We start from the raw sequence: 19,896 nt of genomic DNA on the forward strand, positions 1-19,896 counted from the left end.
GGGGACTTGAATCCCCTGCGACTACGACTCGTCCACGTCGGCGTACAGCCGCGTCAACGAGCACTCGGGGCAGACCCACGCCTCGACGTCGTACTTCTCCTTCATCCCGAGGCTTCCGAGCAGTCCACCCCGGGCCTCGTCGGAGACGAGTTTCGTCTTGAACCCGTCGTCGGTTCGAAGCTTCATCTCCTCCATCGTCACGCCGCAGTCCGGACAGCGGGGGTCCACGTCCATATCGACGGGGTCGTCGCCGCCGGTGAAAACTCCACCCGTCGCCGTGACTGGCACCTTTTTGCGCCCGCCCGCCGACGCCCGAGTATGCGAGCAGTCCGCTATCACGAACACGGCGGTCCCGAGGTACTGCAGGTCGACGACGTCGAGGCGCCCGACCCGGGACGCGGGGAGGTCCGCGTCTCGATCCGCGCGGCGGGCGTCAACCCCGTCGACACCTACTTCCGCGAGGGCGAGTACCCCGTCCCCGACCTCCCGTGGCAGGGCGGGTCGGACCTCGCGGGCGTCGTGAGCGCCGTCGGCGAGGGCGTCGAGGAGTTCTCGACGGGCGACCGCGTGTTCGGGACGGGCCTCGGGCGGACCGACCCCGGCACCTACGCCGAGGAAGTCGTCGCCCGGACGGACCGCCTCGCCGAACTCCCCGAGGAGGTGTCGTTCACGGAGGGGGCCGCGCTGGCACTCGTCGGCGTCACGGCGTGGCAGGCGTTCGTCCACCACGCGGGCCTCGAACCCGGCGAGACGTGTCTCGTCCAGTCGGGCAGCGGAGGTGTCGGCCACGTCGCCGTCCAGTTGGCCGACGCGATGGGCGCGCGCGTCGTCACGACGGCGAGCGAGAAGTACCACGGGCATCTGCGCGACCTGGGCGCGGACGTGACCCTCGACTACCACCGCGACGACCTGGAGGACGCCATCGGCGAGGCGGGTGCACCCGACGTGGTGCTGGAGACCATCATGAACGAGTACTTCCCGATGGACGCGCGCGTGGCGGCGACGGGCGCGCGCATCGTCGGCATCGGCAACACCGCCGACGAGGCGCCCGTTCCGATGAGCGGCAAGGGGAAGGACCTCCGCTTCCAGTTGATGACGATGTACAACACGCCCGACATCGGCGCGGTCTGCGACCGTCTCGCGTACCTCGCCGAGACGGGACAGGTCGTCCCGGAGATCGCGCGGACCTACCCCCTCGAAGACGCCGCCGAGGCACAGCGGGCGGTGCTGGAGGACAGTTTCCTCGGGAAACTCGTCCTCGAAGTCGAGCAGTAGGGACACCTAGGGTTATCCCGCCGGCGTCCCACCTCGGTGACATGAGCGAGGTGGACTTCGACTTCGACGGGCGGGTTGTCGTGGTGACCGGCGCGAGCGGTGCCCTCGGGAGCGCCATCTGCGAGGCGTTCGCCGACGTGGGCGCGACGGTGGCCGCGACGGACGTGGTCGACCCCGACGACGAGGACGCGCCCCTTGACGCGGGGCGCGAGGGGATACAGTTCTATCAGGGCGACTTCACCGACGAGGACAGCGTCCGGGACACCGTCGAGGCGATCGCCGACGACCACGGGCGGATCGACCACCTCTGTAACGTCGCGGGGTCGTGGCGCGGCGGCGACCCGGTCGAGGAGACTGACGTCGAGACGTTCGAGTTCCTCTTCGACGTGAACCTGAAGACGATGTTTCTCGCGTCGAAACACGCCCTCCCCCACGTACAGGAGACGGGCGGGACAATCGTCAGCGTCTCCGCTCGCTCCTCGCTGGAGGGCGGCGAGGGCGACGGCCCCTACCGGGCGTCGAAGGCCGGCGTCCGCCTGTTGACCGAGACCATCGCCGAGGAGAACAGGGGCGTGGTCCGGGCCAACGCTGTCATGCCGAGCGTCATCGACACGCCGGCCAACCGGGAGATGATGCCCGACGCCGACCACGAGAAGTGGGTCGACCCGGCGGACATCGCGCGGGTCGTCCTGTTCCTCAGTTCGGACGGCGCGACGCCCACGAGCGGTGCGGCGGTGCCGGTGTACGGCGAGGCCTGACTCCGGGGACCCGACTCAGTCCACGGAGCGCTCCTCGGGCGGAACGAACGGTCCCACGCTGACGCTGTAGAGCGACACCGTCGCCACGCGGAGCATGTAGGAGACGAGCACCGTGATTGGGATGGAGACGACGCCCAGCCCGACCGACGTGACCCACGGTCGGAGCGCGGGGCCGACGTTCACCGCGGACTTGGTGTAGGTGAGCGTCAGGAAGACGAGCGTGACGAACGCGAGGAGGCCGAAGTAGACGATCATCCGCGAGAGCTTCGCGAGGTCCTGCTGGATGGCGAGCGTCTTGAAGAACTGCCGGGTGACCGCGACGGCCTTCAGGAGTTCGTGGACGGCCTGCAGGTGGTCGGCGGCCGCCTCCGGGAGGTCCTCGGCGTACTCGTTTCGCAGCCGCTGGGTCGTGACGAGGTTGTCCGCGTAGCCCGGCCCGAGGAGCGTCGAGAGCACCTCCGTGGTGTCGTCGTTCTTCTCGCGCATGTCGCTCAGCCCATCGGCGTACTCGGCGATGACGTCGAGCGACTCCGAGAGGTCCTCGTTCGCGCCGTCGGTCGCCTCCCGGACCCGCTCGGTTCGGTCGCGGATGGTCTCGCCGATGAGCGCGAGGAACTCCGCCGGGTTGCTGGGACTGGCGGGCACGTCGGCCAGTCGCTCCACCTCGTCCCGGAAGTCGATGGTGCCCGACAGCCGGTCCGAGAGCTTGTCCGTCGAGCCGAACACCCGCGAGAGGATGAGCTGGTTGATGGAGAGCGTCACCGTGAGGACCGTCAGGAGCCCCGAGGTGAGACCGCTCCCCGTCAGCGTCGGGAGGTTCGAACCGCTCCCGACGCCGACGTACCCCGTCACGACGAGTGCGTAGACGATACCCCCCACGAGCGCCGACAGTGCGAGACCGATGAGGAGGCGGTTGCCGTCGAGCAGGAGCCACTGCCGGGCACTGTCGATGGGACCGCCGGTGTCGCGGCCGACCGTCGACGAGGCACCGGTCCCCTCGAAGTCGCTCGTGTCCATTGCCGGACCGACTCGGTCGAAGGGTAAAAAGGCGGACCCTGCCCCGGCGTGCCTATCCGTCGGTTCGCCGCCGACACGGTTCGTACACATTTTTCAACGACCCCCTCGTTGGCGGGTGACATGGCAGAACGAGAGACGTGGGCGACGCGCGCGGGGTTCATCCTCGCCGCCATCGGGAGCGCCGTCGGACTCGGCAACATCTGGCGGTTCCCCTTCCAGACGGCGGAGAACGGCGGGGCGGCGTTCCTCGTCGTCTATCTGGTCGCGGTGCTCCTCATCGGCATCCCGGCACTGCTCGCCGAGTTCGTCATCGGCCGCCGGGCGAACATCAACGCCATCGAGGCGTTCAGCAAGTTGAACCGACCGCAGTGGGCGTTCATCGGCGCGCTGGGCGTCGTCGGCAGTTTCTGGACGCTCTCGTACTACAGCGTCGTCGGCGGCTGGGTCATCCGATTCATCTACGCGACGGGGACGGGCGCGGCCTTCGCCGCCCCCGGCGAGTACTTTGGCACCGTCGCCTCGGGGACGGGAGCCGTCGCGCTCCACGCCCTGTTCATGCTCCTGACGATCGTCATCGTCGCCTTCGGCATCGAGCGCGGTATCGAACTCGCGACGCGCCTGATGGTACCGAGCATCGTCGTCCTCCTCGTCGGTCTCGCCGTCTACACCGTCACGCTCCCCGGGGCGGCCGGCGGTTACGACTTCTTCCTCACGCCGGACTTCGGGGCAATCGTCGCGAACGCGGGCACCGTCATCCCCGCGGCGACCGGACAGGCGCTGTTCTCGCTGTCCGTCGGGTTCAGCGTCATGATAACGTACGCCTCCTACCTCGGGGCCGACGACAACCTCGGGGCGGACGGCCTCACCATCGCCGTCTCGAACGCGTTCGTCGGCGTCCTCGCGGGACTCGTCGTCCTTCCCCTCCTGTTCGTCGGCGGCATCGTCCCCGGCACGGAGTCGTTCCCCGCGGGCGGCGGCGCGGGCGCGGTGTTCATCGCGCTCCCGACGGCGCTCGCGGACCTCCCCGGTCCGCTCGGGCAGGTGGTGGGCGTCGTCTTCTTCGGCACCGTCCTCATCGCGGCGCTCTCCTCCTCGATTAGCCTGCTGGAGGCCGTCGTCTCCTACCTCGTGGACAACTACGAACTGCCGCGCGCCCCGACCGCACTCGGGCTGGGGAGCGTCATCTTCGTGCTGGGCATCCCCTCGGCGCTCAGCCTCGGGTGGCTCGACTGGTTCGACGGCATTGCCGTCACGTTGTTCCTCCCGTTCGCCGTCCTGCTGGTCGTCCTGTTCGTCGGCTGGGTCATGGGACAGGAGGCCGTCGACGAGATTCGACAGGGCACCGGCGGCGTCGGGTCGCTCCCCGTCGTCTGGTTGTGGGCGCTCCGGACGGTGGTGCTCCTCGGCATCGTCGTCGTCGTCGCCCTGAACCTGAACGACCTCTTTCTCACGCCGAACTCCGGGTACTACATCGTCCCCGGACCGCTCCGCTGACGGTCCGCTGCTGTCGCGGGCCGCGGTTCCTCGATTGCGCCGAGCGTACCCGCTTTACACGACGAGTCCCTACGAGGGCCGATGAGCGCCTCCGCCTACCGGCCCGGCTACTGCAACATCGGCCGGGCGGAACAGCGCAAGCGGTACCACTACGCGCTGGCCAGCTTCCTCGTCGCGGTCGTTTACGCCGCCAGCGTCCTCCTGACGTCGGTCCCCACCGAACTTCTCCTCGGGGCGTTCGCTCCCCTCGCCCTCGGCTGTGAGTTCTTCGTGCAGGCGCGCACATAGTTCTGCGTCCGGTTCGCGTTGCTCGGGCACTACGATTTCAGCGAGTCCGGCGGCGAGTCGGGCACCGTCGACGCCCCCGCCGACCGGGAGGCCGACACGCGCTACGCCCTCCGAATCACCGTCTTCTCCGTCGTCGCCGCCGCCGTCCTCACGGGGGCCATCTACCTCCTCGCGGGCGCGCTCTGAGCCGCGTCACTCGCGGGACGCGTGCGGGTGGACCGACACCCGGCGCTCGCGCGGACCGTCGCACTCAACGAGGAGGACCGACTGCCACGTCCCGAGGTCCGGGCGGCCGTCGCTGACGGGTACCGTCACGTCGCGCCCGAGGAGCATCGAGCGCAGGTGGGCGTCCGCGTTCGAGTCCAGTTCGTCGTGGTCCCACTCGCCCTCGGGCGCGAGCCCGGAGACGAACCGCTCGATATCACCGACCAACCGCGATTCGGCCTCGTTGAGCGTGATTCCGGCGGTGGTGTGGCGGACGAAGACGGTGGCGAGGCCGTCGTACCCGTCCGGGAGGGTGGCGGCGACGCGGTCGGTCACGTCCACGACCCGCACCCGACGGTCGGTGGAGACGGTGAACTCGGCGGTCATGTCGGACGGTAGCGACTCGGGGGACAAGCCCCTATCGGACGCGCCAGTCGTCGTCGCCGGGGAGGAACCGCCCGAGGTCGACCTCGCGGTGGAAGTCCGTCGACTGGAGGTCGTGGAGCGCCCCGACCAGTCGGTCGTGGTCGCCCTCCTCCCACTCGCCCGGGTCGCGGATGGGGTAGACGAGGAAGCCGCTCCCGAGAATCTCGGTGCCGTGCAGAGCGGTCATGTCGAGGGGACCGGTCGCATCGTCGGCGGTGTAGTTCGCGAGGACGTGGCGCGTCGCCCGTTCGCCCACGGGGAGGAGGACGTGGGCCGCGATGGCCCGGAGTTCGGCGTCGAAGAAGCGTTCCATCTCCACGTAGTCGCGTTCCTCGGGCGTCTCCCCGTCGTCTGGGACGCACATGTGCAGGTACGAGAGGAACGTCCGGTTCACCTCGGGGCGCGGCCCGGCCGAGGCGAGCAGTCCCCCCTCGACGAGCGCTCGCTGGAGACGTAGACCCGCCTCGTTCGTGAACGGCACGCGCAGGGCGGACTCGGGGGCCGAGTCGTCGTCGGAACGAGCAGTCGCCACGGTGGCGCTCCCCCCGTCGGGGCTGGTCCCCGTCGCGGCCCCGCCGTGGACGCCGGGGTGGTCGCCGACGACGTGGAACTCGGCGTTGGCGTCGCCGTAGCCGGGGACGAACGCCTCGCAGGAGGGGCGCATCCCGAACGGGTTGCTCGTGCGGTCGGTGACGTTCTCCACGCCGGTGTGTGGCGTGCGGGATAGAAAGCCGGTGTGGTTCGGCGGGGCGGCCCGACGACCACTCAGTTCTGGTCGTCGGTTATCTCCTCGGCGCTCCGCTCGGAGGCGGGCCGGCCGTCGTCGGGCCCCTCGTCGTCGTCCTCGGCCCGTTCGCGGGCGAGTTCGTCCGGGACGGGTTCGGCCCCGGAGAGCGCGCGGCCGTCCGCGGTGTCCATCGCCCGGACCGCGTAGTGGGCCGCCGTCGGCGGGACGTACACCGTACACTCGACGTCACGCTGTTCGTCTGCCGCGAGGGCGCGCTGGTAGTGCTCGACGGTCCGGCAGACCGCACCGCCCTCGTCGTAGAACGAGAGGACGACGAGGGCGTCGGAGTCGTCCCCGCCGTTGACGAGCGTTCCCCTGAGGACCGCCGTCTCCCCCTGCTTGTCGGCCACGTCGATGGCCACGCCGTTGTGTTCGAGGCGGACCCGCGAGAGGGTCAGCGTCTCGCTGCCGGCCTCGCGGTTGGTGCGGTACTGCTGGATGCGGTTCTGGATACCCTGCGCGTACTGGTCGGCGGTGCTCCCCTCCTCGAGGGCCTCCCGGAGCGAGAGCACCGTGTTGTCGATGTCGTCGAGGACGCCCTCGCGGCTCTGCTGGTCGCCTCGCTCCTTGAGGCGGTCGAGTTGTTCCCGGAGCCGAGCGACGTGCTCGGACACGTCCACGCCCACGTCCGGGTCGTCTCCCCCACGGTCGTCGGTGTCTACCTCGCGTTCGATGTTGTCGATGGCGTCACCGAAGTCGACGAGTGGCGGCAGGTCGTGCTCTCGTGCCATGGGTCGCGGTACTCGCGACTGCCGGATAGGGCTTCGGCCTACCTCCGTCCGTTCCCGGTATCCTTTTGCAGAGGGTGTGAGAAACCCACGCCAACCAATGACGATGCAGGAGCGGATCGAGGAGTTGCGCGAACGCAAGGAGCGGGCGGCGCTCGGCGGCGGCGAGGACCGCATCGAGGCACAGCACGACCGCGGGAAGATGACCGCCCGCGAGCGCATCGACTACTTCCTCGACGACGGCACGTTCGAGGAGTTCGACCAGCTCAGAACCCACCGGACGCACAAGTTCGAGATGGAGGAGAAACAGGTCGAGGGCGACGGCGTCGTCACCGGCTACGGCGAGGTGGAAGGTCGGACGGTGTTCGTCTTCGCCCACGACTTCACCGTCTTCGGCGGGTCGCTCGGCGAGGTGTTCGCCCAGAAGGTCTGTAAGGTGATGGACCGCGCGATGGAGGTCGGTGCGCCCATCGTCGGCCTGAACGACTCGGCGGGCGCGCGCATCCAGGAGGGCATCGACGCCCTCGCGGGCTACGCCGACGTGTTCCACCGCAACCAGATGGCCTCGGGCGTCGTCCCGCAGATTTCGGCCATCATGGGGCCGTGTGCGGGCGGCGCGGTCTACTCTCCCGCCATCACGGACTTCGTCTTCATGGTGCAGGACACGAGCCACATGTTCATCACCGGGCCGGACGTCATCAAGACGGTCACGGGCGAGGAGGTGGGCTTCGACGAACTCGGCGGCGCGACCACCCACGCCACCGAGTCGGGCGTCGCCCACTTCGCCGAACCCGGCGAGGAGGAGGCGCTGGACCACGTCCGCCGCCTGCTGTCGTACCTGCCCCAGAACAACGTCGAGGACCCCCCGCGCGTCGAGCCGTGGGACGACCCCGAGCGCGCCGACGAGGAACTCGAATCCGTCGTCCCCGACCAGCCACAGAAGCCCTACGACATCACGAACGTCATCGAGGGCGTCGTGGACACGGAGTCGTTCTTCGAGGTGCAAGACCGGTACGCCCGGAACCTCGTCGTGGGGTTCGCCCGCCTCGACGGCCACTCGGTCGGCGTCGTCGCCAACCAGCCACGCGCGAACGCGGGCACCCTCGACATCGACGCCTCGCTGAAGGGCGCGCGCTTCGTGCGCTTCTGTGACGCCTTCAACGTCCCCATCCTCACGTTCGTGGACGTCCCCGGGTTCATGCCCGGCACCGACCAGGAACACGGCGGCATCATCAAACACGGGGCGAAGCTGCTGTACGCCTACTCCGAGGCCACCGTCCCCCTGATGACCGTCATCACGCGCAAGGCCTACGGCGGCGCGTACGACGTCATGGCCTCGAAGCACATCGGCGCGGACGTCAACTACGCGTGGCCCACCGCCGAAATCGCCGTCATGGGCCCGAAGGGTGCGGTCAACATCCTCTACCGCGAGGAACTGGAAGGCGCGGACGACCCCGAGGAGCGCCGCGAGGAACTCATCGACGAGTACCGCGAGGAGTTCGCGAACCCCTACACCGCCGCCGACCGCGGGTTCGTCGACGACGTCATCGAACCGACCGAGACGCGCCGCCGCCTCGTGAAGGACCTGAAGATGCTGCGGAGCAAGCGCGTCGACCAGCCCTCGCGCAAGCACGGGAACATCCCGCTCTGAGGCGGGAGGCCGCCCGCGCCGTCCCCCGGGTCAGCGCGGCCGAAGCGCTGTCGCTACCGCACGACTCAAGTCCCGACTCCGCCAACCCCCGGGTATGACCTCACTCCGCGTGCCTGCGGACGCAGACAGCGAGGAGGCCGCGGCCATCGCCGCCGCGGTACGCGCCCACCTCGCCGCCGAGGAACTGGCCGCCGCCGAGGGCGAGGAGGAGACGTGGGAGGGCCTCCGCTGGGCGTTCGCCGGGCGGGCGCGACTCGACGGCCCCCGCCAGCGTGTCCCACTCGGCGCGCCGACAGACGCGTGGTCCGCCGCGGGTCGCGCCGACCGCTTCTGACTACTCGTCCGTCTCCACGGCGTCGCCGACAGCGATAGTTCCGGACTCGACGATTCGCGCCCGGAGGCCGCCGCGGTGGACCATCGCCTCCCGGATTCCGCGTTTCTCCAGCGACCGTTCGAGGTACGAACACGGCTCGCAGCGTTCGACGCCCTCGCAGACCACCTCGCCCACTCGGAAGCGCCTGCCGACGAGGTGGTCGAGGGCGACGCCCGAGACGGTGACGTTGCGCCGATGCTCGCCCGGCGAGAGCGCGATGTCGTAGTCGCGTTCGACGCGCTCCAGCGTCTCGCGTTCGATGAGCGTGATGTCCCGAGGGATGTCGTTCGCGGACTGCGAGAACGTCCCTCGGTCCTCGAAGTAGCGGTCGCCGCGCAGGCCGCGGCCCGCGACGGCCTCGACCGAGGCCCGTTCCACCACCGGGGCACCCGATTCGGGGGCGACGTGGACGGCCGCTACGGTCCCGGAGTCAGTCATGGCCGAGGATGGGCGAGGGAGGGGAAAACGGTGAGGGTCGCGGTCAGGTCAGACGATGGCCCAGTCGTCCACGATGACGCCGTCGACCCCCGCCTCGCGGAGTCGCTCGACGGTCCGCGGGTGTTTGACCGTCCACGTGTTCACCTCGAAGCCCCCGTCGTGCGCGCGGTCGATTCGCTCCGGGCGCTCCAGACAGAGGCGGTACTCCGGGTGGAGGTACGAACAGCCGAGACGGCGGGCGCGCTCGATGGCCCGCGTCCAGTCGCGGCCGAACCGTCTGACCTCGCGGTGAAAGAGATACGCGAGGGGCAGGTCGCTCGCCTCGCCCACCTCGCGGAGGGCGTCGGGGTCGAACGAGGAGACGAGCACCTCGTTGGGGACGCCGTTGAGGGCGGCGAGGAGGTCGGCGGCCACGCCCGCGTGCTTGCACTCGACGTTGACGCCCACGTCCGGCGGGACCGCGGCCAGCAGGTCCGGGAGGAGGGGGATTCGCTCGTCGGAGCCCTCGACGTAGAGTCGCCGGAGGTGGTCGTACGACCGGTCCGCGACGCGCCCGCGGCCGTCGGTGAGTCGGCCGAGGCGTTCGTCGTGGAAGACGACGAGTTCGCCGGACCCACAGCGTCTGACGTCGACTTCGACCATGTCGACGTGGGGGGCGGCGAGTTCGACCGCCCGGACCGTGTTCTCCGGGGCGCGGGCCGCACAGCCCCGGTGAGCGATACATCGCATACTCTCTCTCCGCCCGCCACCCACATGGCCGCTTCGGACCACGGGAGCGACACACGGGGGCCGAATCGAAGGTACTAGATTTATTGGGCGAGTGCTGATAGACACGGGCATGTTCGAGAAGGTACTCGTCGCCAACCGAGGTGAAATCGCGGTACGCGTCATGCGTGCCTGCGAAGAACTCGGGGTCGACACGGTCGCCATCTACAGCGAGGCCGACAAGAACGCCGGTCACGTCCGCTACGCCGACGAGGCGTACAACGTCGGTCCCGCGCGAGCGGCCGACTCGTACCTCGACCAGGAGGCTATCGTGGACGCCGCGAAGAAAGCCGGCGCGGACGCCGTCCACCCCGGCTACGGCTTCCTCGCCGAGAACGCAGAGTTCGCCGCACTCGTCGAAGAGACCGAGGGCGTCACGTGGGTCGGCCCCTCCAGCGACTCGATGGAGCAGATGGGCGAGAAGACGAAGGCACGGAAGGTCATGCAGGCCGCGGACGTCCCCATCGTCCCCGGCACCACCGATCCCGTCGAGGAGGTCGAGGAGGTCCACGCCTTCGGCGAGGAGTACGGCTACCCCATCGCCATCAAGGCCGAGGGCGGCGGCGGCGGCCGCGGGATGAAGGTCGTCCACGAACCCGACGAGGCCGAAGACCAGCTCACCTCCGCGAAGCGGGAGGGTGAGGCCTACTTCGACAACGACTCCGTGTATCTGGAGCGCTACCTCGAAGCCCCACGCCACATCGAGGTGCAGGTCATCGCCGACCACCACGGCAACGTCCGCCACCTCGGCGAGCGCGACTGCTCGCTGCAGCGCCGCCACCAGAAGGTCATCGAGGAGGGCCCCTCGCCGGCCCTGGCCGAGGACCTCGCCGAGGAGATCCGCGAGTCCGCCCGACAGGGCGTCGCGGAGGCCGACTACTACAACGCGGGCACCGTCGAGTTCCTCGTCGAGGACGGGGAGTTCTTCTTCCTCGAGGTGAACACCCGCATTCAGGTCGAGCACACCGTCACCGAAGAGATAACGGGCATCGACATCGTGAAGTGGCAACTGCGCGTCGCCGCCGGCGAGGAACTGGGCTTCGCGCAGGACGAGGTCGAACTCGACGGCCACGCGATGGAGTTCCGCATCAACGCGGAGAACGCGGCCGACGACTTCGCGCCCGCCACCGGGAAGCTGAAGACGTACGACCCGCCGGGCGGCATCGGCGTCCGCATGGACGACGCCCTCCGACAGGGCGACACCATCGGCGGGGACTACGACTCGATGATCGCGAAGCTCGTCGTCTGGGGCGAGGACCGCGACACCTGCATCGCCCGGTCGAAGCGGGCGCTCGCCGAGTACGAGATAGAGGGCGTCACGACGATCATCCCGTTCCACCGCCTGATGCTCACCGACGAGGCGTTCGTCGCGGGCACGCACACGACGAACTACCTCGACAACGAACTCGACCGCACGCGCATCGAGGAGGCCCAGGAGAAGTGGGGGCCGAAGGCGACCGACGACGACGAGGACGACGAGGAAGTCACCGAACGCGAGTTCACCGTCGAGGTCAACGGCAAGCGCTTCGAGGTCTCGCTCGAAGAGCGCGGCGGCCCGACGCTCCCCGCAGGGGGCGGGGGCGGCGGCGGACAGAGTCGCGGCCGACGCCCCTCTTCGGGCGGGTCCGGGGGCGGCGGTGACGACGGTGGCTCGTCGGTCTCCGCAGAGGGCGAACAGGTCACCGCCGAGATGCAGGGGACCATCCTCTCGGTCGGCGTCAGCGAGGGCGACGAGGTCGAATCGGGCGACATCCTCTGCGTGCTGGAGGCCATGAAGATGGAGAACGACATCGTCGCCGAACACGGCGGCACGGTCACCGAAGTCGCCATCGAGGAGGGCCAGAGCGTCGACATGGGCGACGTGCTGGTCGTCATCGACTGACTCCGGTCACTCACGTCCCGTTCGACGGGACCGCGCACGCTATATCGCCCCCGGACGTCGTCTCCGGTATGAGCGCCGACGCCACCCCGACGGAGGAGGAACTCCGCGAGCGAGTCTCTCGATTCTTGATGCGCAACTTCCCGCAGATAGAGATGCACGGCGGGAGCCACTCCATCCTCGACCTCGACCCCGAGGCGGGGTCGGTCACCGTCGCCCTCGGCGGCGCCTGCTCGGGATGCGGCATCTCCCCGATGACGATTCAGGCGCTGAAGACGAGGCTGGTGCAGGAGATTCCCGAGATTACGGAGGTGCACGCCGAGACGGGCGCGACCTTCGGCGAGACGCCCGCCGGGTTCGACCGCGACACCGTCCCCTTCTGAGCGCCGCGTTCGTCTCGCTTCGCCCCCGCGAGCGACGGCCCCGCCGGACGGACAGCCTCAAGCCCGGACGCCCGGTACCCCCGATATGAACGAGACGCGCCTGCGGGTACTGGAGGCACTCGCCGACGGCCCCGTCTCGGGGCCGACGCTCGCCGACTCGCACGACATCTCCCGGAACGCGGTCTGGAAGCACGTCGAGGCCCTCCGCGAGGCCGGGTTCGGCGTCGAGAGCGAGACCGAGGGGTACTCCCTGACGACGGTGCCCGAGTCGGGAGCGCTCGCGCTGTCGTTCGGACTGGACGCCCCCTTCGAGGTAGCGCACCACGAGACGCTGGACTCGACGAACCGCCGTGCCCGCGAACTCGCGGAGGCGGGCGCGAGCGACGTGGTCGTCGTCGCGGACCGCCAGACCGGCGGACGGGGGCGACTGGACCGCGAGTGGGAGTCGCCGCCCGGCGGCGTCTACCTGAGTCTCGTCTGTCGGCCGGACCTGCCACTCGCGGACGCCCCGCTCTACACTCTCGCGGCGGCCGTCGCCACCACGCAAGCGGCCCGCGAGGCGGGCGTCGACGCGCACATCAAGTGGCCGAACGACGTCGTCGTCCCACGCGGGATGACTGCCAGTCGGACGGAGTCCGACGACGTCGTCGTCCCACGTGATGGACCGGACTACGACAAACTCGCGGGCATCCTCACGGAGATGCGCGGCGAGGCCGACCGCGTCGGGTGGGTCGTCGTCGGCATCGGCGTCAACGCCGACGCCGGGAGCGATGACCTCCCGGCGGGCGCGACCAGCCTTCGCGTCGAGACGGGCGAGCGGGTGGACCGGCGGGTGTTCACCCAGCGACTGCTCGAATCCTTCGACGGACTCCGGGGCGACCCGGACGCGATTCTCGACGCGTGGCGCGAGCACGCCCTCACGCTCGGCCAGCGGGTGCGCGTGGAGACGCCCGGCGGAGAGGTCGTGGGAGAGGCGAGGGACGTCGAACGGCCCGGGACGCTCGTGGTCCGCACCGCAGACGGCGACGTGCGGGTGACGGCGGGCGACTGCGAACACCTCCGCCCCGTCGAGTAGTGGCCGGGGTCAGTCGGCCGATTCGAGGGCGACATCCTTCACGTCGCTCACGCCCGCGCGTCGGACGACGGCGCGGACGACGTCCTGTGCGCCCGCGAGGTTGTCCGAGTCGCCGTCGAGGACGAGGAGTTTCGCGTCGCGGCCCTCTTCTATCAGGCCGCAGTTCAGTCCCGCGACGTCCGCGCCCGCGCGGGTCGCCATCCCGAGGACCTCCCTCGCTGTGACGTCGTACAGTTTCGCCGTGAACTCCATCTCGCGGAACATCGACGGCGAGTTGAGCATCACGTTGTCCGTCCCGAGGGCCACGTCCGTGTGGTCGAGGAGGTCCTCGACGGGCGGGAGGCCCACGTCCGTGACGAGGTTCGACCGGGGGCAGACCGCCGCCGGGATTTCCATCTCCGCGATGCGGTCGAGGTGGTCCGCGTCGGCGTGGACGAGGTGGACGAGGAAGTCCGGGTCGAGGTCCAGCGCGGGGCCGATGTCGCTGTCGTCCACCTCGCCGGCGTGGATGCCGAACAGTTTGCCCGCCTCGCGGGTCTCCTCGCGTTCGGCGTCGAAGGTGGCGTCGTTCGCCCCGCTGGCACCGAAGCCGTCGCTCGCGTGCATCGCCTCGACCGTCTCCCGACCGAGGACGACCGGGTCGATTGCGAGTCCGTCGGCGGCTCGTTCGATGTGGCGAACGCCGTCGACGCCGCCCTCGCGGAACTCGATGCACGCGGCGGTGCCGCCCGCCTGCATGAACGACAGCGAGCGTCGCATCCCCTCGATCAGTTCGTCGGGGTCGGCCGCGCGCAGGAGGCGGTGTTTCAGACCGTCCGGCGGCGCGACGAGTTCTTCGAGCGAGAGGCCGCCGCCGGCCTCTTTGGCGATGGAGTCGCCGATGTGGGTGTGGGCGTTGACGAACGCGGGGCAGACGATATCGGTCGAGTCGGTCGTGGTCTCCTCGACGTCGGCGATACGCCCGTCTTCGACGACGACGCGCCCCTCGACGGGGTCGAAGTCGGGGCCGCGCAGGACGGTCCCCTCGACGTGCGTGGGCATAGTCGAGAGGCGGACGGGGAGGGCTTAGTTCCCGGCGAACTCGTCCAGCGTGGCTGGCCGCCCCACGCGGATGTCGCTGACGAGGGCGTCGAGGTCCAGTCCGAGGACGCGTTCGACGGCGTGGCCGACCGCCTGCATCTCCCCGGCGGGGGCGTAGACGCCGAAGCGCCACTGGTCTTCTTGCACCCGCAGGACGGCCTGCACGAGCGTCGACTGGTTCTCCAGTTTGCGGATGTCGCCGTTGACGACGACGCGACTGGTGGATTCGGGGATGGAGGGCTTGCCCGGCACGTCGAGGACGACCGCCTCGGGGTCGACGCCCGCCGCCTCGGCGATGTCCTCCTCGAAGCGGCGTATCTTCTGCGAGTCGGCCATCAGCAAGTCGTCGTCGACGGCGTCCAGTTCCGCCCAGACCGCCCGTTTGTAGAGGTTCCTCGTGTCCAGCCGTTCGGCGTACTCCGCGGTCGCCTCACACTGGCGGAGCGCGACGGTCAGGTCCCGGTCGTCCATCCGGCGGAGGGCCCCGGCGTCGGTCGCGCCCGCCCGCAGGAGTCGCTGCGCGCCCCGGCGGAGCATCGCCTTCGAGATGCGGGCGACGTGGTGGTTGTAGACGGTCGGGTTCATCAGCGCACGCGCGAGGAGGAGCGACTCGGCGGTCTGGATGTTCCCCTCCGCGAGGACGAGTTCGTCGTCGACGAACTGGAGTTCGCGCACGAGTCGCCCGTGGTCGATGGTGCCGTAGGGAACGCCCGTGTGGTGGGCGTCGCGCACGAGGTAGTCCATCCGGTCGACGTCGAGTTCGCCCGACACCAGTTGTCCGTAGCGCCCGTCGCCGCGCACGAGGTCCGCCACTCGTTCGGGGTCGAGGTCGTGGGCTTCGAGGATGGCCGCCACCTCCCCCTCCCCCAGCAGGTCGTGAATCTCGTCGTGGTAGCGCCCGGTGTGGCGGTAGATGAGGTCCTCCAGGTTGTGCGAGTAGGGACCGTGGCCGGTGTCGTGGAGGAGCGCCGCCGCCCGGATACGCTCGGCGTTGCGCCCGTCGATGCCGAGGTGCCCGAGCGCCTGATTGGCGAGGTGGTACACCCCGAGGGAGTGCTCGAAGCGGGTGTGGTTCGCGGAGGGATAGACGAAGGAGACGGTCCCGAGTTGCCGGATGCGCCGGAGTCGCTGGACCATCGGCGTGTCGAGGAGGGCCTCCGCGACGCCCTCCACCTCGATGTGGTCGTGGACGCTGTCCTTGACGGAGTTCATACGTCGGGTTCGGCGCGTTCGGATAAAAGGGTCAGCACTCGCGGGCCGCGTGGCGGGCGCTATCAGAGGATTCCGCCGTCGTCGGAGTCGTCGTCCTCGCCCGAGGAGTTCGTCACCGACCCGACAGTGTCGTCCACCGTCTCCGACGCGCCGTCGACTACGGTCTCCACCGTGTCACCCGCGTCGGGGGTCGGCGTGGCAGTCGGTGTGGCTGTCGGCGTTGCGGTTGGCGTCGCGGTCGGTGTCGCCGTAGCCGTCGGAGTCGCAGTTTGTGTGGCTGTGGCCGTCGGGGTCGGCTCCGGGGTCGCCGTCTCGGTCTGCTCGTCGGTCGATTCGTCGCCCGTGACCGTCTCGACCGTCGAACTGGTCGCGTCCGTGACGTCGCCGGTCGCGTTCGTCACGTCGTCGGTCGTCTCCGAGACGGTCTCCGTGGTAGCCCCCGTCGACTCCTCTATCGTGTCGGTCGCCCCGTCGGTCGTGTTCTCGACGGTGTCGGTCGTCCCGTCGACGGCCTCCGACGTGTCGTTGGTCACCTCGTCGGTCGTCTCCGAGACGGTCTCCGTGGTGTCGTCGACCGCCTCCGTCGTCTCGTTCACCGTCTCGTCGGCCGCGTCGGTCGTGTCGTCGACCGTCTCGTCGACGGTGTCCGTCGCCCCGTCGGTGGTGTTCGTCACCGTGTTCGCCGCCTCGTCGACCGTGTCCGTGGTGTCGTTCACCGTGTCGTCGACGGTCCCGGTGGTGTCGTTGACGAGGTCCGCCGTCTCGTCGGGGGCGCTCGTCGGGTCCTCGGTGGTGTTCTCGACGGCGTCGGTCGTGTCGTCGACGGTGTCTCCCACCGTGTCGGTGGTGTCGTTCACCGTGTCGCGCACGGTGTCTGTGGTGTCGTTGACCGTATCACCAACCGTGTCCGTCGTGTCGTTCACCGCGTCCCCGACGGTCCCGGTGGTGTCGTTGACCGCGTCCCCGACGGTCCCGGTGGTGTCGTTCACCGTATCGCGCACGGTGTCAGTGGTGTTGTCGACGAGGTCCGTCGTGTCGTTGACTGTCCCGTTGACGAGGTCCGTCGTGTCGTTCACCACGTCACCCACGTCGCCGGTGACGTTCTCGACCGGCGCGGTCACCTCGTCGATGGGGTCGGCGGTGCCGTTCTCGGCAGCGGGGGCGAGCAACTGCTCGACGATGATGCGCGGCACCTGGTCGGGCGGGATGACGAGCGTGATGGAGTCGGCCGTCGCCTCCTCGAAGGCGAGGTCGATGCCCCCGCCGCGGATGGACCCCGTGGAGATGGTGGCGTCCTCGATGCGGAGGCGGACGCGGTCGGGACCGGCCGACTCCACGCAGAGCGTCGAGGACTCGATGCGCTCGGCGGCGATGGAGAACGTCCCCTCGGTCGTGACGGGTTTGGACTGCTCGGCGGCGGCCCGGATGAACAGGTTCGACGCCTCCTGCCGGTAGGCGTCCATCTCCACGTCACTGAGTGGAACCGCGGGGAAACAGCCGAACGCCTCCCGGAGGTCGAGCACCGACTCGTTCCCCGATCCCTCGTCCGTCCCGTTGTCCGACCCGTCGTTCGCCGCGCCGTCCGGCGGTACCTCCTGAGCTGTCGGCGCGGGCTGGGGCTGTGCCGCCGCCGGGACGGACGCGACGAGCAACACCCCGACGACCACGACGACACCGATGGCGGTGATGTGGGAACTCACGGCTCTCTATCCATGACACCACGTGACGGTGCATGGCGATTGCGTGAGGTATGACCGGGTATTTATATCCGTCACTGACGACCCCGAAGGATTAGCCACCACAGTGATACCGCGAACCGACAGAATTGTGATAGCATGCGGTATGTCACGATTTCCATCAGGCCCGAGAAGGGCGGTATCCACCCCGTCGGTACGCTCATCGCCCAGCACGACGGGGTCGTCCGTGAGAAACTCCTCCACGTCGACGCCCTCTTCAACGGCAACGGCGTGCTGTTCTACCGTCTCCGGGGCGACGTCGGGCCCCTCTGCGAGGAACTCGCCGACCACCCGGACGTCATCGCCCACGACGTCATCGACACGCACGAGGGGGCCACGGACCTCTACATCTACGTTCGCCCGGGGTCGCCCGCCGGGACGCTGATGTACGTCGCCCAGAAGTACGCCCTCATCATCGACACCCCGCTCGAGTACACCGACGACGGCCGACTGCTCGTCACCGTCGCGGGGACGCAGGCCAACCTCCGGCAGGCCTACGAGGAGTTCCCCGACAGCGTCGACGTCTCCATCGAGCAGGCGGGCGACTACGCGCCCGGCGAGGACAAACTGCTCTCCGCGCTCACCGACCGACAGCGGGAGGTCCTCCAGACGGCGGTCGACATGGGCTACTACACCATCCCGCGCGAGGCGACGCACAACGACATCGCCGCACAGCTCGGCGTCGCGTCGAGCACCATCGACGAGCACCTCAGAAAAGCGGAATCGCGTCTGTTCACCGGACTGCTCGGCTGACGGGGAGGCGTCGGCTCAGTCGTCCGCCGCCGCTCCGTCGTTCGTCGTCGCGCTCCCGTCCGTCGCAGTCGCGCCCGCCGATTCCTCTCGCGGTGGTTCCCACGCGACGCAGAGCGACCCGCCGAGGATGCCGACGAGCGTCCCGACGACGAAGCCGCCCAGCGCCCCGAAGATGGAGATGATGGCGACCAGTATCCCCGCCGCGCCGAAGAAGCCCGCGAACTGTGGCTGGTAGAGGGCGAACACCCCCGACAGCACCACGAACACGGCGAAGATGAGGCCGACGAACGCGAAGTCCGTCGGCACCAGCGCGAACTTCAACGCGAGGTCGAGCGGGATGATGGCGATGATCAGTCCCGAGAGGACGAGCAGCGAACCCCCCCAGAACGGCCGCTGGCGCTTCCACGCCCCGAACCGCGAGCGGTAGTTCGAGACGGACTGGACGGCCCGGTTGTCGCCGATGGTGTCGGAGATGGTACTCATGTCAGGACCCGTTGGATGCGGCGCAGGCCGCCTGCGGGAAGTCGGCGCGCTGTTCGGGGTTGACCGTGGTGGTGACCTCGGTTCCCGGCAGCGTGATGGACTGGACGAACTGGCTCTGTGCCTTGATCTTCGCGTCGGCGATGACGACGCTCGGCGAGGTGATACTCAGGGCGTCCTGCACGCTCGCGCTGGGCGCGCCAGCCTCGATTCGCTGGCCGTTCTTGAAGGTGAGGTCCGCGCCGATGTACGTCGCCTTCTGGGTCAGGCCGGTGAACTCGGCCTTCTGGTCGGACTTCACCGACAGCCGGATGGTGTCACCACCCCCGGGCATCCCCTCCGGGATGGTGACGTCCTTGTAGAGGTGCAGACCCTTGATGTAGCCCGACTCGATCTGTGCGACCGTCGCCGGGTAGGCCGCACAGTCGCTGTTGTTCTCTATCGTCGCGTACTGGGTGAACCCCTGTCCCTGCAACTCGTCGAAGGTCACGGTGAACCCGCCGACGCCGGCCGTCGGGACGGCCACCGCCACTCCACCGAGGGCGATGGAGGCACCGACGCCGACCAGTAGCACGTTCGCCGCGAGGAACACGACCGCGAACCGCTTCTTGTCCAGTGGCATGGTCTACCGTGAATGATTCCCCAGAGCACGGTAACGCTTCACGGGGCTATTCCCGGTGGTTTAAGTTGTCGCCCACACAACTAAATTAACCACACAGTCATGTATTCAGAATAGTTCAGTTACGACGACGTCAGCCCCCACTCCTCGTCGGTCAGTCGTTCGCTGTGGACGGTCTCGCCGTCACCGAGGACCGACACGTCGAACGCCCCGTCGACTCGCTGGGTCTGGAGTTGCATCGTCGTCACGTCCGCCTGGAAGGTGTGTTCGCGTTCCGAGGGCGCGTCGCCCTCGCGGTCCACGGTCAGGCCGTGGTCCTCGTAGGGGATGCGGGCAGACTCCGCGAGCGTCCCCTCCTCGTTGTACACGTCGGCGGTGATGTCCTCGCCCGTCTCCGTCTCCGCGACGACCAGTCGGTAGGTTCGCAGTGCCATGCACGCCGGGACTCGCGTCCGACGGGTAGTTCTGTGGCCTG

Annotated in this window: 23 protein-coding genes and 1 pseudogene; 11 read left to right on the top strand and 13 right to left on the bottom strand. The window is 69.1% G+C overall.

Annotated elements, in window-relative coordinates:
- Positions 1 to 21 precede the first annotated feature (21 nt).
- The gene (locus tag NKG96_RS11485) at positions 22 to 234 is read right to left on the bottom strand and encodes a hypothetical protein (RefSeq protein WP_254535078.1); all 213 of its coding nucleotides are present in this window, start codon (positions 232 to 234) and stop codon (positions 22 to 24) included.
- Positions 235 to 318: 84 nt separating this feature from the next.
- Between NKG96_RS11485 and NKG96_RS11490 the strand changes: the two genes are divergently transcribed.
- A complete protein-coding gene (locus NKG96_RS11490) occupies positions 319 to 1,275 on the top strand; it encodes an NADPH:quinone reductase (RefSeq protein WP_254535079.1) in 957 nt (318 codons plus the stop codon).
- A 41-nt stretch (positions 1,276 to 1,316) separates the two neighbouring features.
- Positions 1,317 to 2,033: an SDR family oxidoreductase gene (locus tag NKG96_RS11495; RefSeq protein WP_254535080.1), complete on the top strand. Its 717-nt coding sequence runs from the start codon at positions 1,317 to 1,319 to the stop codon at positions 2,031 to 2,033.
- Positions 2,034 to 2,048: 15 nt separating this feature from the next.
- Here NKG96_RS11495 and NKG96_RS11500 read toward each other — a convergent pair whose 3' ends face one another.
- On the bottom strand, positions 2,049 to 3,050 hold the full coding sequence (locus NKG96_RS11500; RefSeq protein WP_254535081.1) for a DUF7972 family membrane protein: 1,002 nt from the start codon (positions 3,048 to 3,050) through the stop codon (positions 2,049 to 2,051).
- A 120-nt stretch (positions 3,051 to 3,170) separates the two neighbouring features.
- On the opposite strand from NKG96_RS11500, the gene NKG96_RS11505 reads away from it, so the two are divergent.
- The 3 genes from NKG96_RS11505 (at position 3,171) to NKG96_RS11515 (ending at position 5,018) form a co-directional block, all read left to right on the top strand.
- Positions 3,171 to 4,544 (top strand): sodium-dependent transporter, encoded by a 1,374-nt coding sequence (locus NKG96_RS11505; RefSeq protein WP_254535082.1) that lies wholly within the window; start codon positions 3,171 to 3,173, stop codon positions 4,542 to 4,544.
- An 81-nt stretch (positions 4,545 to 4,625) separates the two neighbouring features.
- A complete protein-coding gene (locus tag NKG96_RS11510) occupies positions 4,626 to 4,832 on the top strand; it encodes a hypothetical protein (RefSeq protein ID WP_254535083.1) in 207 nt (68 codons plus the stop codon).
- A gap of 18 nt (positions 4,833 to 4,850) precedes the next feature.
- Entirely contained in the window at positions 4,851 to 5,018 is a 168-nt protein-coding gene (locus NKG96_RS11515) for a hypothetical protein (RefSeq protein ID WP_254535084.1), read from the top strand.
- Between the two features lie 6 nt (positions 5,019 to 5,024).
- On the opposite strand, the gene NKG96_RS11520 is transcribed toward NKG96_RS11515, so the two are convergent.
- From NKG96_RS11520 to NKG96_RS11530, 3 genes are all read right to left on the bottom strand, one after another.
- Positions 5,025 to 5,423 carry a secondary thiamine-phosphate synthase enzyme YjbQ gene (locus NKG96_RS11520; protein WP_254535085.1) on the bottom strand — a complete coding sequence of 133 codons (399 nt, stop codon included), beginning with the start codon at positions 5,421 to 5,423 and terminating at the stop codon, positions 5,025 to 5,027.
- Positions 5,424 to 5,454: 31 nt separating this feature from the next.
- The gene (locus NKG96_RS11525; RefSeq protein WP_254535086.1) at positions 5,455 to 6,165 is read right to left on the bottom strand and encodes a uracil-DNA glycosylase family protein; all 711 of its coding nucleotides are present in this window, start codon (positions 6,163 to 6,165) and stop codon (positions 5,455 to 5,457) included.
- Positions 6,166 to 6,227: 62 nt separating this feature from the next.
- Entirely contained in the window at positions 6,228 to 6,980 is a 753-nt protein-coding gene (locus NKG96_RS11530; RefSeq protein WP_254535087.1) for a hypothetical protein, read from the bottom strand.
- A 103-nt stretch (positions 6,981 to 7,083) separates the two neighbouring features.
- On the opposite strand from NKG96_RS11530, the gene NKG96_RS11535 reads away from it, so the two are divergent.
- Together NKG96_RS11535 and NKG96_RS11540 are read left to right on the top strand one after the other, a co-directional pair.
- Positions 7,084 to 8,628, top strand: coding sequence for an acyl-CoA carboxylase subunit beta (locus NKG96_RS11535; protein WP_368409308.1), 1,545 nt, complete (start codon positions 7,084 to 7,086; stop codon positions 8,626 to 8,628).
- A 103-nt stretch (positions 8,629 to 8,731) separates the two neighbouring features.
- A pseudogene (locus tag NKG96_RS11540) lies at positions 8,732 to 8,962 on the top strand (DUF8022 family protein); the annotation flags it as partial.
- On the opposite strand, the gene NKG96_RS11545 reads toward NKG96_RS11540, so the two are convergent.
- Positions 8,963 to 9,439 (bottom strand): MOSC domain-containing protein, encoded by a 477-nt coding sequence (locus NKG96_RS11545; protein WP_254535090.1) that lies wholly within the window; start codon positions 9,437 to 9,439, stop codon positions 8,963 to 8,965.
- A gap of 48 nt (positions 9,440 to 9,487) precedes the next feature.
- The gene (locus NKG96_RS11550) at positions 9,488 to 10,168 is read right to left on the bottom strand and encodes a glycerophosphodiester phosphodiesterase (protein ID WP_254535091.1); all 681 of its coding nucleotides are present in this window, start codon (positions 10,166 to 10,168) and stop codon (positions 9,488 to 9,490) included.
- Positions 10,169 to 10,277: 109 nt separating this feature from the next.
- On the opposite strand from NKG96_RS11550, the gene NKG96_RS11555 reads away from it, so the two are divergent.
- The 3 genes from NKG96_RS11555 (at position 10,278) to NKG96_RS11565 (ending at position 13,541) form a co-directional block, all read left to right on the top strand.
- On the top strand, positions 10,278 to 12,086 hold the full coding sequence (locus NKG96_RS11555) for an acetyl-CoA carboxylase biotin carboxylase subunit (protein ID WP_254535092.1): 1,809 nt from the start codon (positions 10,278 to 10,280) through the stop codon (positions 12,084 to 12,086).
- 68 nt (positions 12,087 to 12,154) lie between these two features.
- Positions 12,155 to 12,466 (top strand): NifU family protein, encoded by a 312-nt coding sequence (locus NKG96_RS11560; RefSeq protein WP_254535093.1) that lies wholly within the window; start codon positions 12,155 to 12,157, stop codon positions 12,464 to 12,466.
- An 85-nt stretch (positions 12,467 to 12,551) separates the two neighbouring features.
- Complete coding sequence (locus NKG96_RS11565) at positions 12,552 to 13,541, top strand: biotin--[acetyl-CoA-carboxylase] ligase (RefSeq protein ID WP_254535094.1); 990 nt, start codon at positions 12,552 to 12,554, stop codon at positions 13,539 to 13,541.
- Positions 13,542 to 13,550: 9 nt separating this feature from the next.
- On the opposite strand, the gene NKG96_RS11570 is transcribed toward NKG96_RS11565, so the two are convergent.
- From NKG96_RS11570 to NKG96_RS11580, 3 genes are all read right to left on the bottom strand, one after another.
- On the bottom strand, positions 13,551 to 14,582 hold the full coding sequence (locus tag NKG96_RS11570) for an amidohydrolase family protein (RefSeq protein ID WP_254535095.1): 1,032 nt from the start codon (positions 14,580 to 14,582) through the stop codon (positions 13,551 to 13,553).
- Positions 14,583 to 14,606: 24 nt separating this feature from the next.
- Positions 14,607 to 15,833 carry an HD domain-containing protein gene (locus NKG96_RS11575; RefSeq protein WP_254535096.1) on the bottom strand — a complete coding sequence of 409 codons (1,227 nt, stop codon included), beginning with the start codon at positions 15,831 to 15,833 and terminating at the stop codon, positions 14,607 to 14,609.
- Positions 15,834 to 15,895: 62 nt separating this feature from the next.
- Positions 15,896 to 17,533: a hypothetical protein gene (locus tag NKG96_RS11580; protein ID WP_254535098.1), complete on the bottom strand. Its 1,638-nt coding sequence runs from the start codon at positions 17,531 to 17,533 to the stop codon at positions 15,896 to 15,898.
- Between the two features lie 135 nt (positions 17,534 to 17,668).
- On the opposite strand from NKG96_RS11580, the gene NKG96_RS11585 reads away from it, so the two are divergent.
- Complete coding sequence (locus NKG96_RS11585; protein WP_254535100.1) at positions 17,669 to 18,322, top strand: helix-turn-helix domain-containing protein; 654 nt, start codon at positions 17,669 to 17,671, stop codon at positions 18,320 to 18,322.
- A gap of 15 nt (positions 18,323 to 18,337) precedes the next feature.
- On the opposite strand, the gene NKG96_RS11590 is transcribed toward NKG96_RS11585, so the two are convergent.
- From NKG96_RS11590 to NKG96_RS11600, 3 genes are all read right to left on the bottom strand, one after another.
- Positions 18,338 to 18,805: a DUF6114 domain-containing protein gene (locus NKG96_RS11590; RefSeq protein WP_254535103.1), complete on the bottom strand. Its 468-nt coding sequence runs from the start codon at positions 18,803 to 18,805 to the stop codon at positions 18,338 to 18,340.
- A 1-nt stretch (position 18,806) separates the two neighbouring features.
- Entirely contained in the window at positions 18,807 to 19,424 is a 618-nt protein-coding gene (locus tag NKG96_RS11595; RefSeq protein ID WP_254535105.1) for a DUF6230 family protein, read from the bottom strand.
- Positions 19,425 to 19,543: 119 nt separating this feature from the next.
- Positions 19,544 to 19,855: a hypothetical protein gene (locus NKG96_RS11600; RefSeq protein ID WP_254535107.1), complete on the bottom strand. Its 312-nt coding sequence runs from the start codon at positions 19,853 to 19,855 to the stop codon at positions 19,544 to 19,546.
- Positions 19,856 to 19,896: the final 41 nt, after the last annotated feature.

Source organism: Halomarina litorea, from assembly GCF_024227715.1.
In the GTDB taxonomy this organism is placed as follows: domain Archaea; phylum Halobacteriota; class Halobacteria; order Halobacteriales; family Haloarculaceae; genus Halomarina; species Halomarina litorea.

What these genes read in the sequence shown, in the direction of transcription:
- NKG96_RS11535 (WP_368409308.1), top strand. Translation starts at nt 7,084, where the DNA reads ATGCAGGAGCGGATCGAGGAGTTGCGCGAACGCAAGGAGCGGGCGGCG.
- NKG96_RS11520 (WP_254535085.1), bottom strand. Translation starts at nt 5,423, where the DNA reads ATGACCGCCGAGTTCACCGTCTCCACCGACCGTCGGGTGCGGGTCGTG.
- NKG96_RS11585 (WP_254535100.1), top strand. Translation starts at nt 17,669, where the DNA reads ATGCGGTATGTCACGATTTCCATCAGGCCCGAGAAGGGCGGTATCCAC.
- NKG96_RS11555 (WP_254535092.1), top strand. Translation starts at nt 10,278, where the DNA reads ATGTTCGAGAAGGTACTCGTCGCCAACCGAGGTGAAATCGCGGTACGC.
- NKG96_RS11590 (WP_254535103.1), bottom strand. Translation starts at nt 18,805, where the DNA reads ATGAGTACCATCTCCGACACCATCGGCGACAACCGGGCCGTCCAGTCC.
- NKG96_RS11500 (WP_254535081.1), bottom strand. Translation starts at nt 3,050, where the DNA reads ATGGACACGAGCGACTTCGAGGGGACCGGTGCCTCGTCGACGGTCGGC.
- NKG96_RS11595 (WP_254535105.1), bottom strand. Translation starts at nt 19,424, where the DNA reads ATGCCACTGGACAAGAAGCGGTTCGCGGTCGTGTTCCTCGCGGCGAAC.
- NKG96_RS11550 (WP_254535091.1), bottom strand. Translation starts at nt 10,168, where the DNA reads ATGCGATGTATCGCTCACCGGGGCTGTGCGGCCCGCGCCCCGGAGAAC.
- NKG96_RS11485 (WP_254535078.1), bottom strand. Translation starts at nt 234, where the DNA reads ATGGACGTGGACCCCCGCTGTCCGGACTGCGGCGTGACGATGGAGGAG.
- NKG96_RS11575 (WP_254535096.1), bottom strand. Translation starts at nt 15,833, where the DNA reads ATGAACTCCGTCAAGGACAGCGTCCACGACCACATCGAGGTGGAGGGC.
- NKG96_RS11545 (WP_254535090.1), bottom strand. Translation starts at nt 9,439, where the DNA reads ATGACTGACTCCGGGACCGTAGCGGCCGTCCACGTCGCCCCCGAATCG.
- NKG96_RS11510 (WP_254535083.1), top strand. Translation starts at nt 4,626, where the DNA reads ATGAGCGCCTCCGCCTACCGGCCCGGCTACTGCAACATCGGCCGGGCG.
- NKG96_RS11570 (WP_254535095.1), bottom strand. Translation starts at nt 14,582, where the DNA reads ATGCCCACGCACGTCGAGGGGACCGTCCTGCGCGGCCCCGACTTCGAC.
- NKG96_RS11560 (WP_254535093.1), top strand. Translation starts at nt 12,155, where the DNA reads ATGAGCGCCGACGCCACCCCGACGGAGGAGGAACTCCGCGAGCGAGTC.
- NKG96_RS11490 (WP_254535079.1), top strand. Translation starts at nt 319, where the DNA reads ATGCGAGCAGTCCGCTATCACGAACACGGCGGTCCCGAGGTACTGCAG.
- NKG96_RS11495 (WP_254535080.1), top strand. Translation starts at nt 1,317, where the DNA reads ATGAGCGAGGTGGACTTCGACTTCGACGGGCGGGTTGTCGTGGTGACC.
- NKG96_RS11565 (WP_254535094.1), top strand. Translation starts at nt 12,552, where the DNA reads ATGAACGAGACGCGCCTGCGGGTACTGGAGGCACTCGCCGACGGCCCC.
- NKG96_RS11505 (WP_254535082.1), top strand. Translation starts at nt 3,171, where the DNA reads ATGGCAGAACGAGAGACGTGGGCGACGCGCGCGGGGTTCATCCTCGCC.
- NKG96_RS11530 (WP_254535087.1), bottom strand. Translation starts at nt 6,980, where the DNA reads ATGGCACGAGAGCACGACCTGCCGCCACTCGTCGACTTCGGTGACGCC.
- NKG96_RS11600 (WP_254535107.1), bottom strand. Translation starts at nt 19,855, where the DNA reads ATGGCACTGCGAACCTACCGACTGGTCGTCGCGGAGACGGAGACGGGC.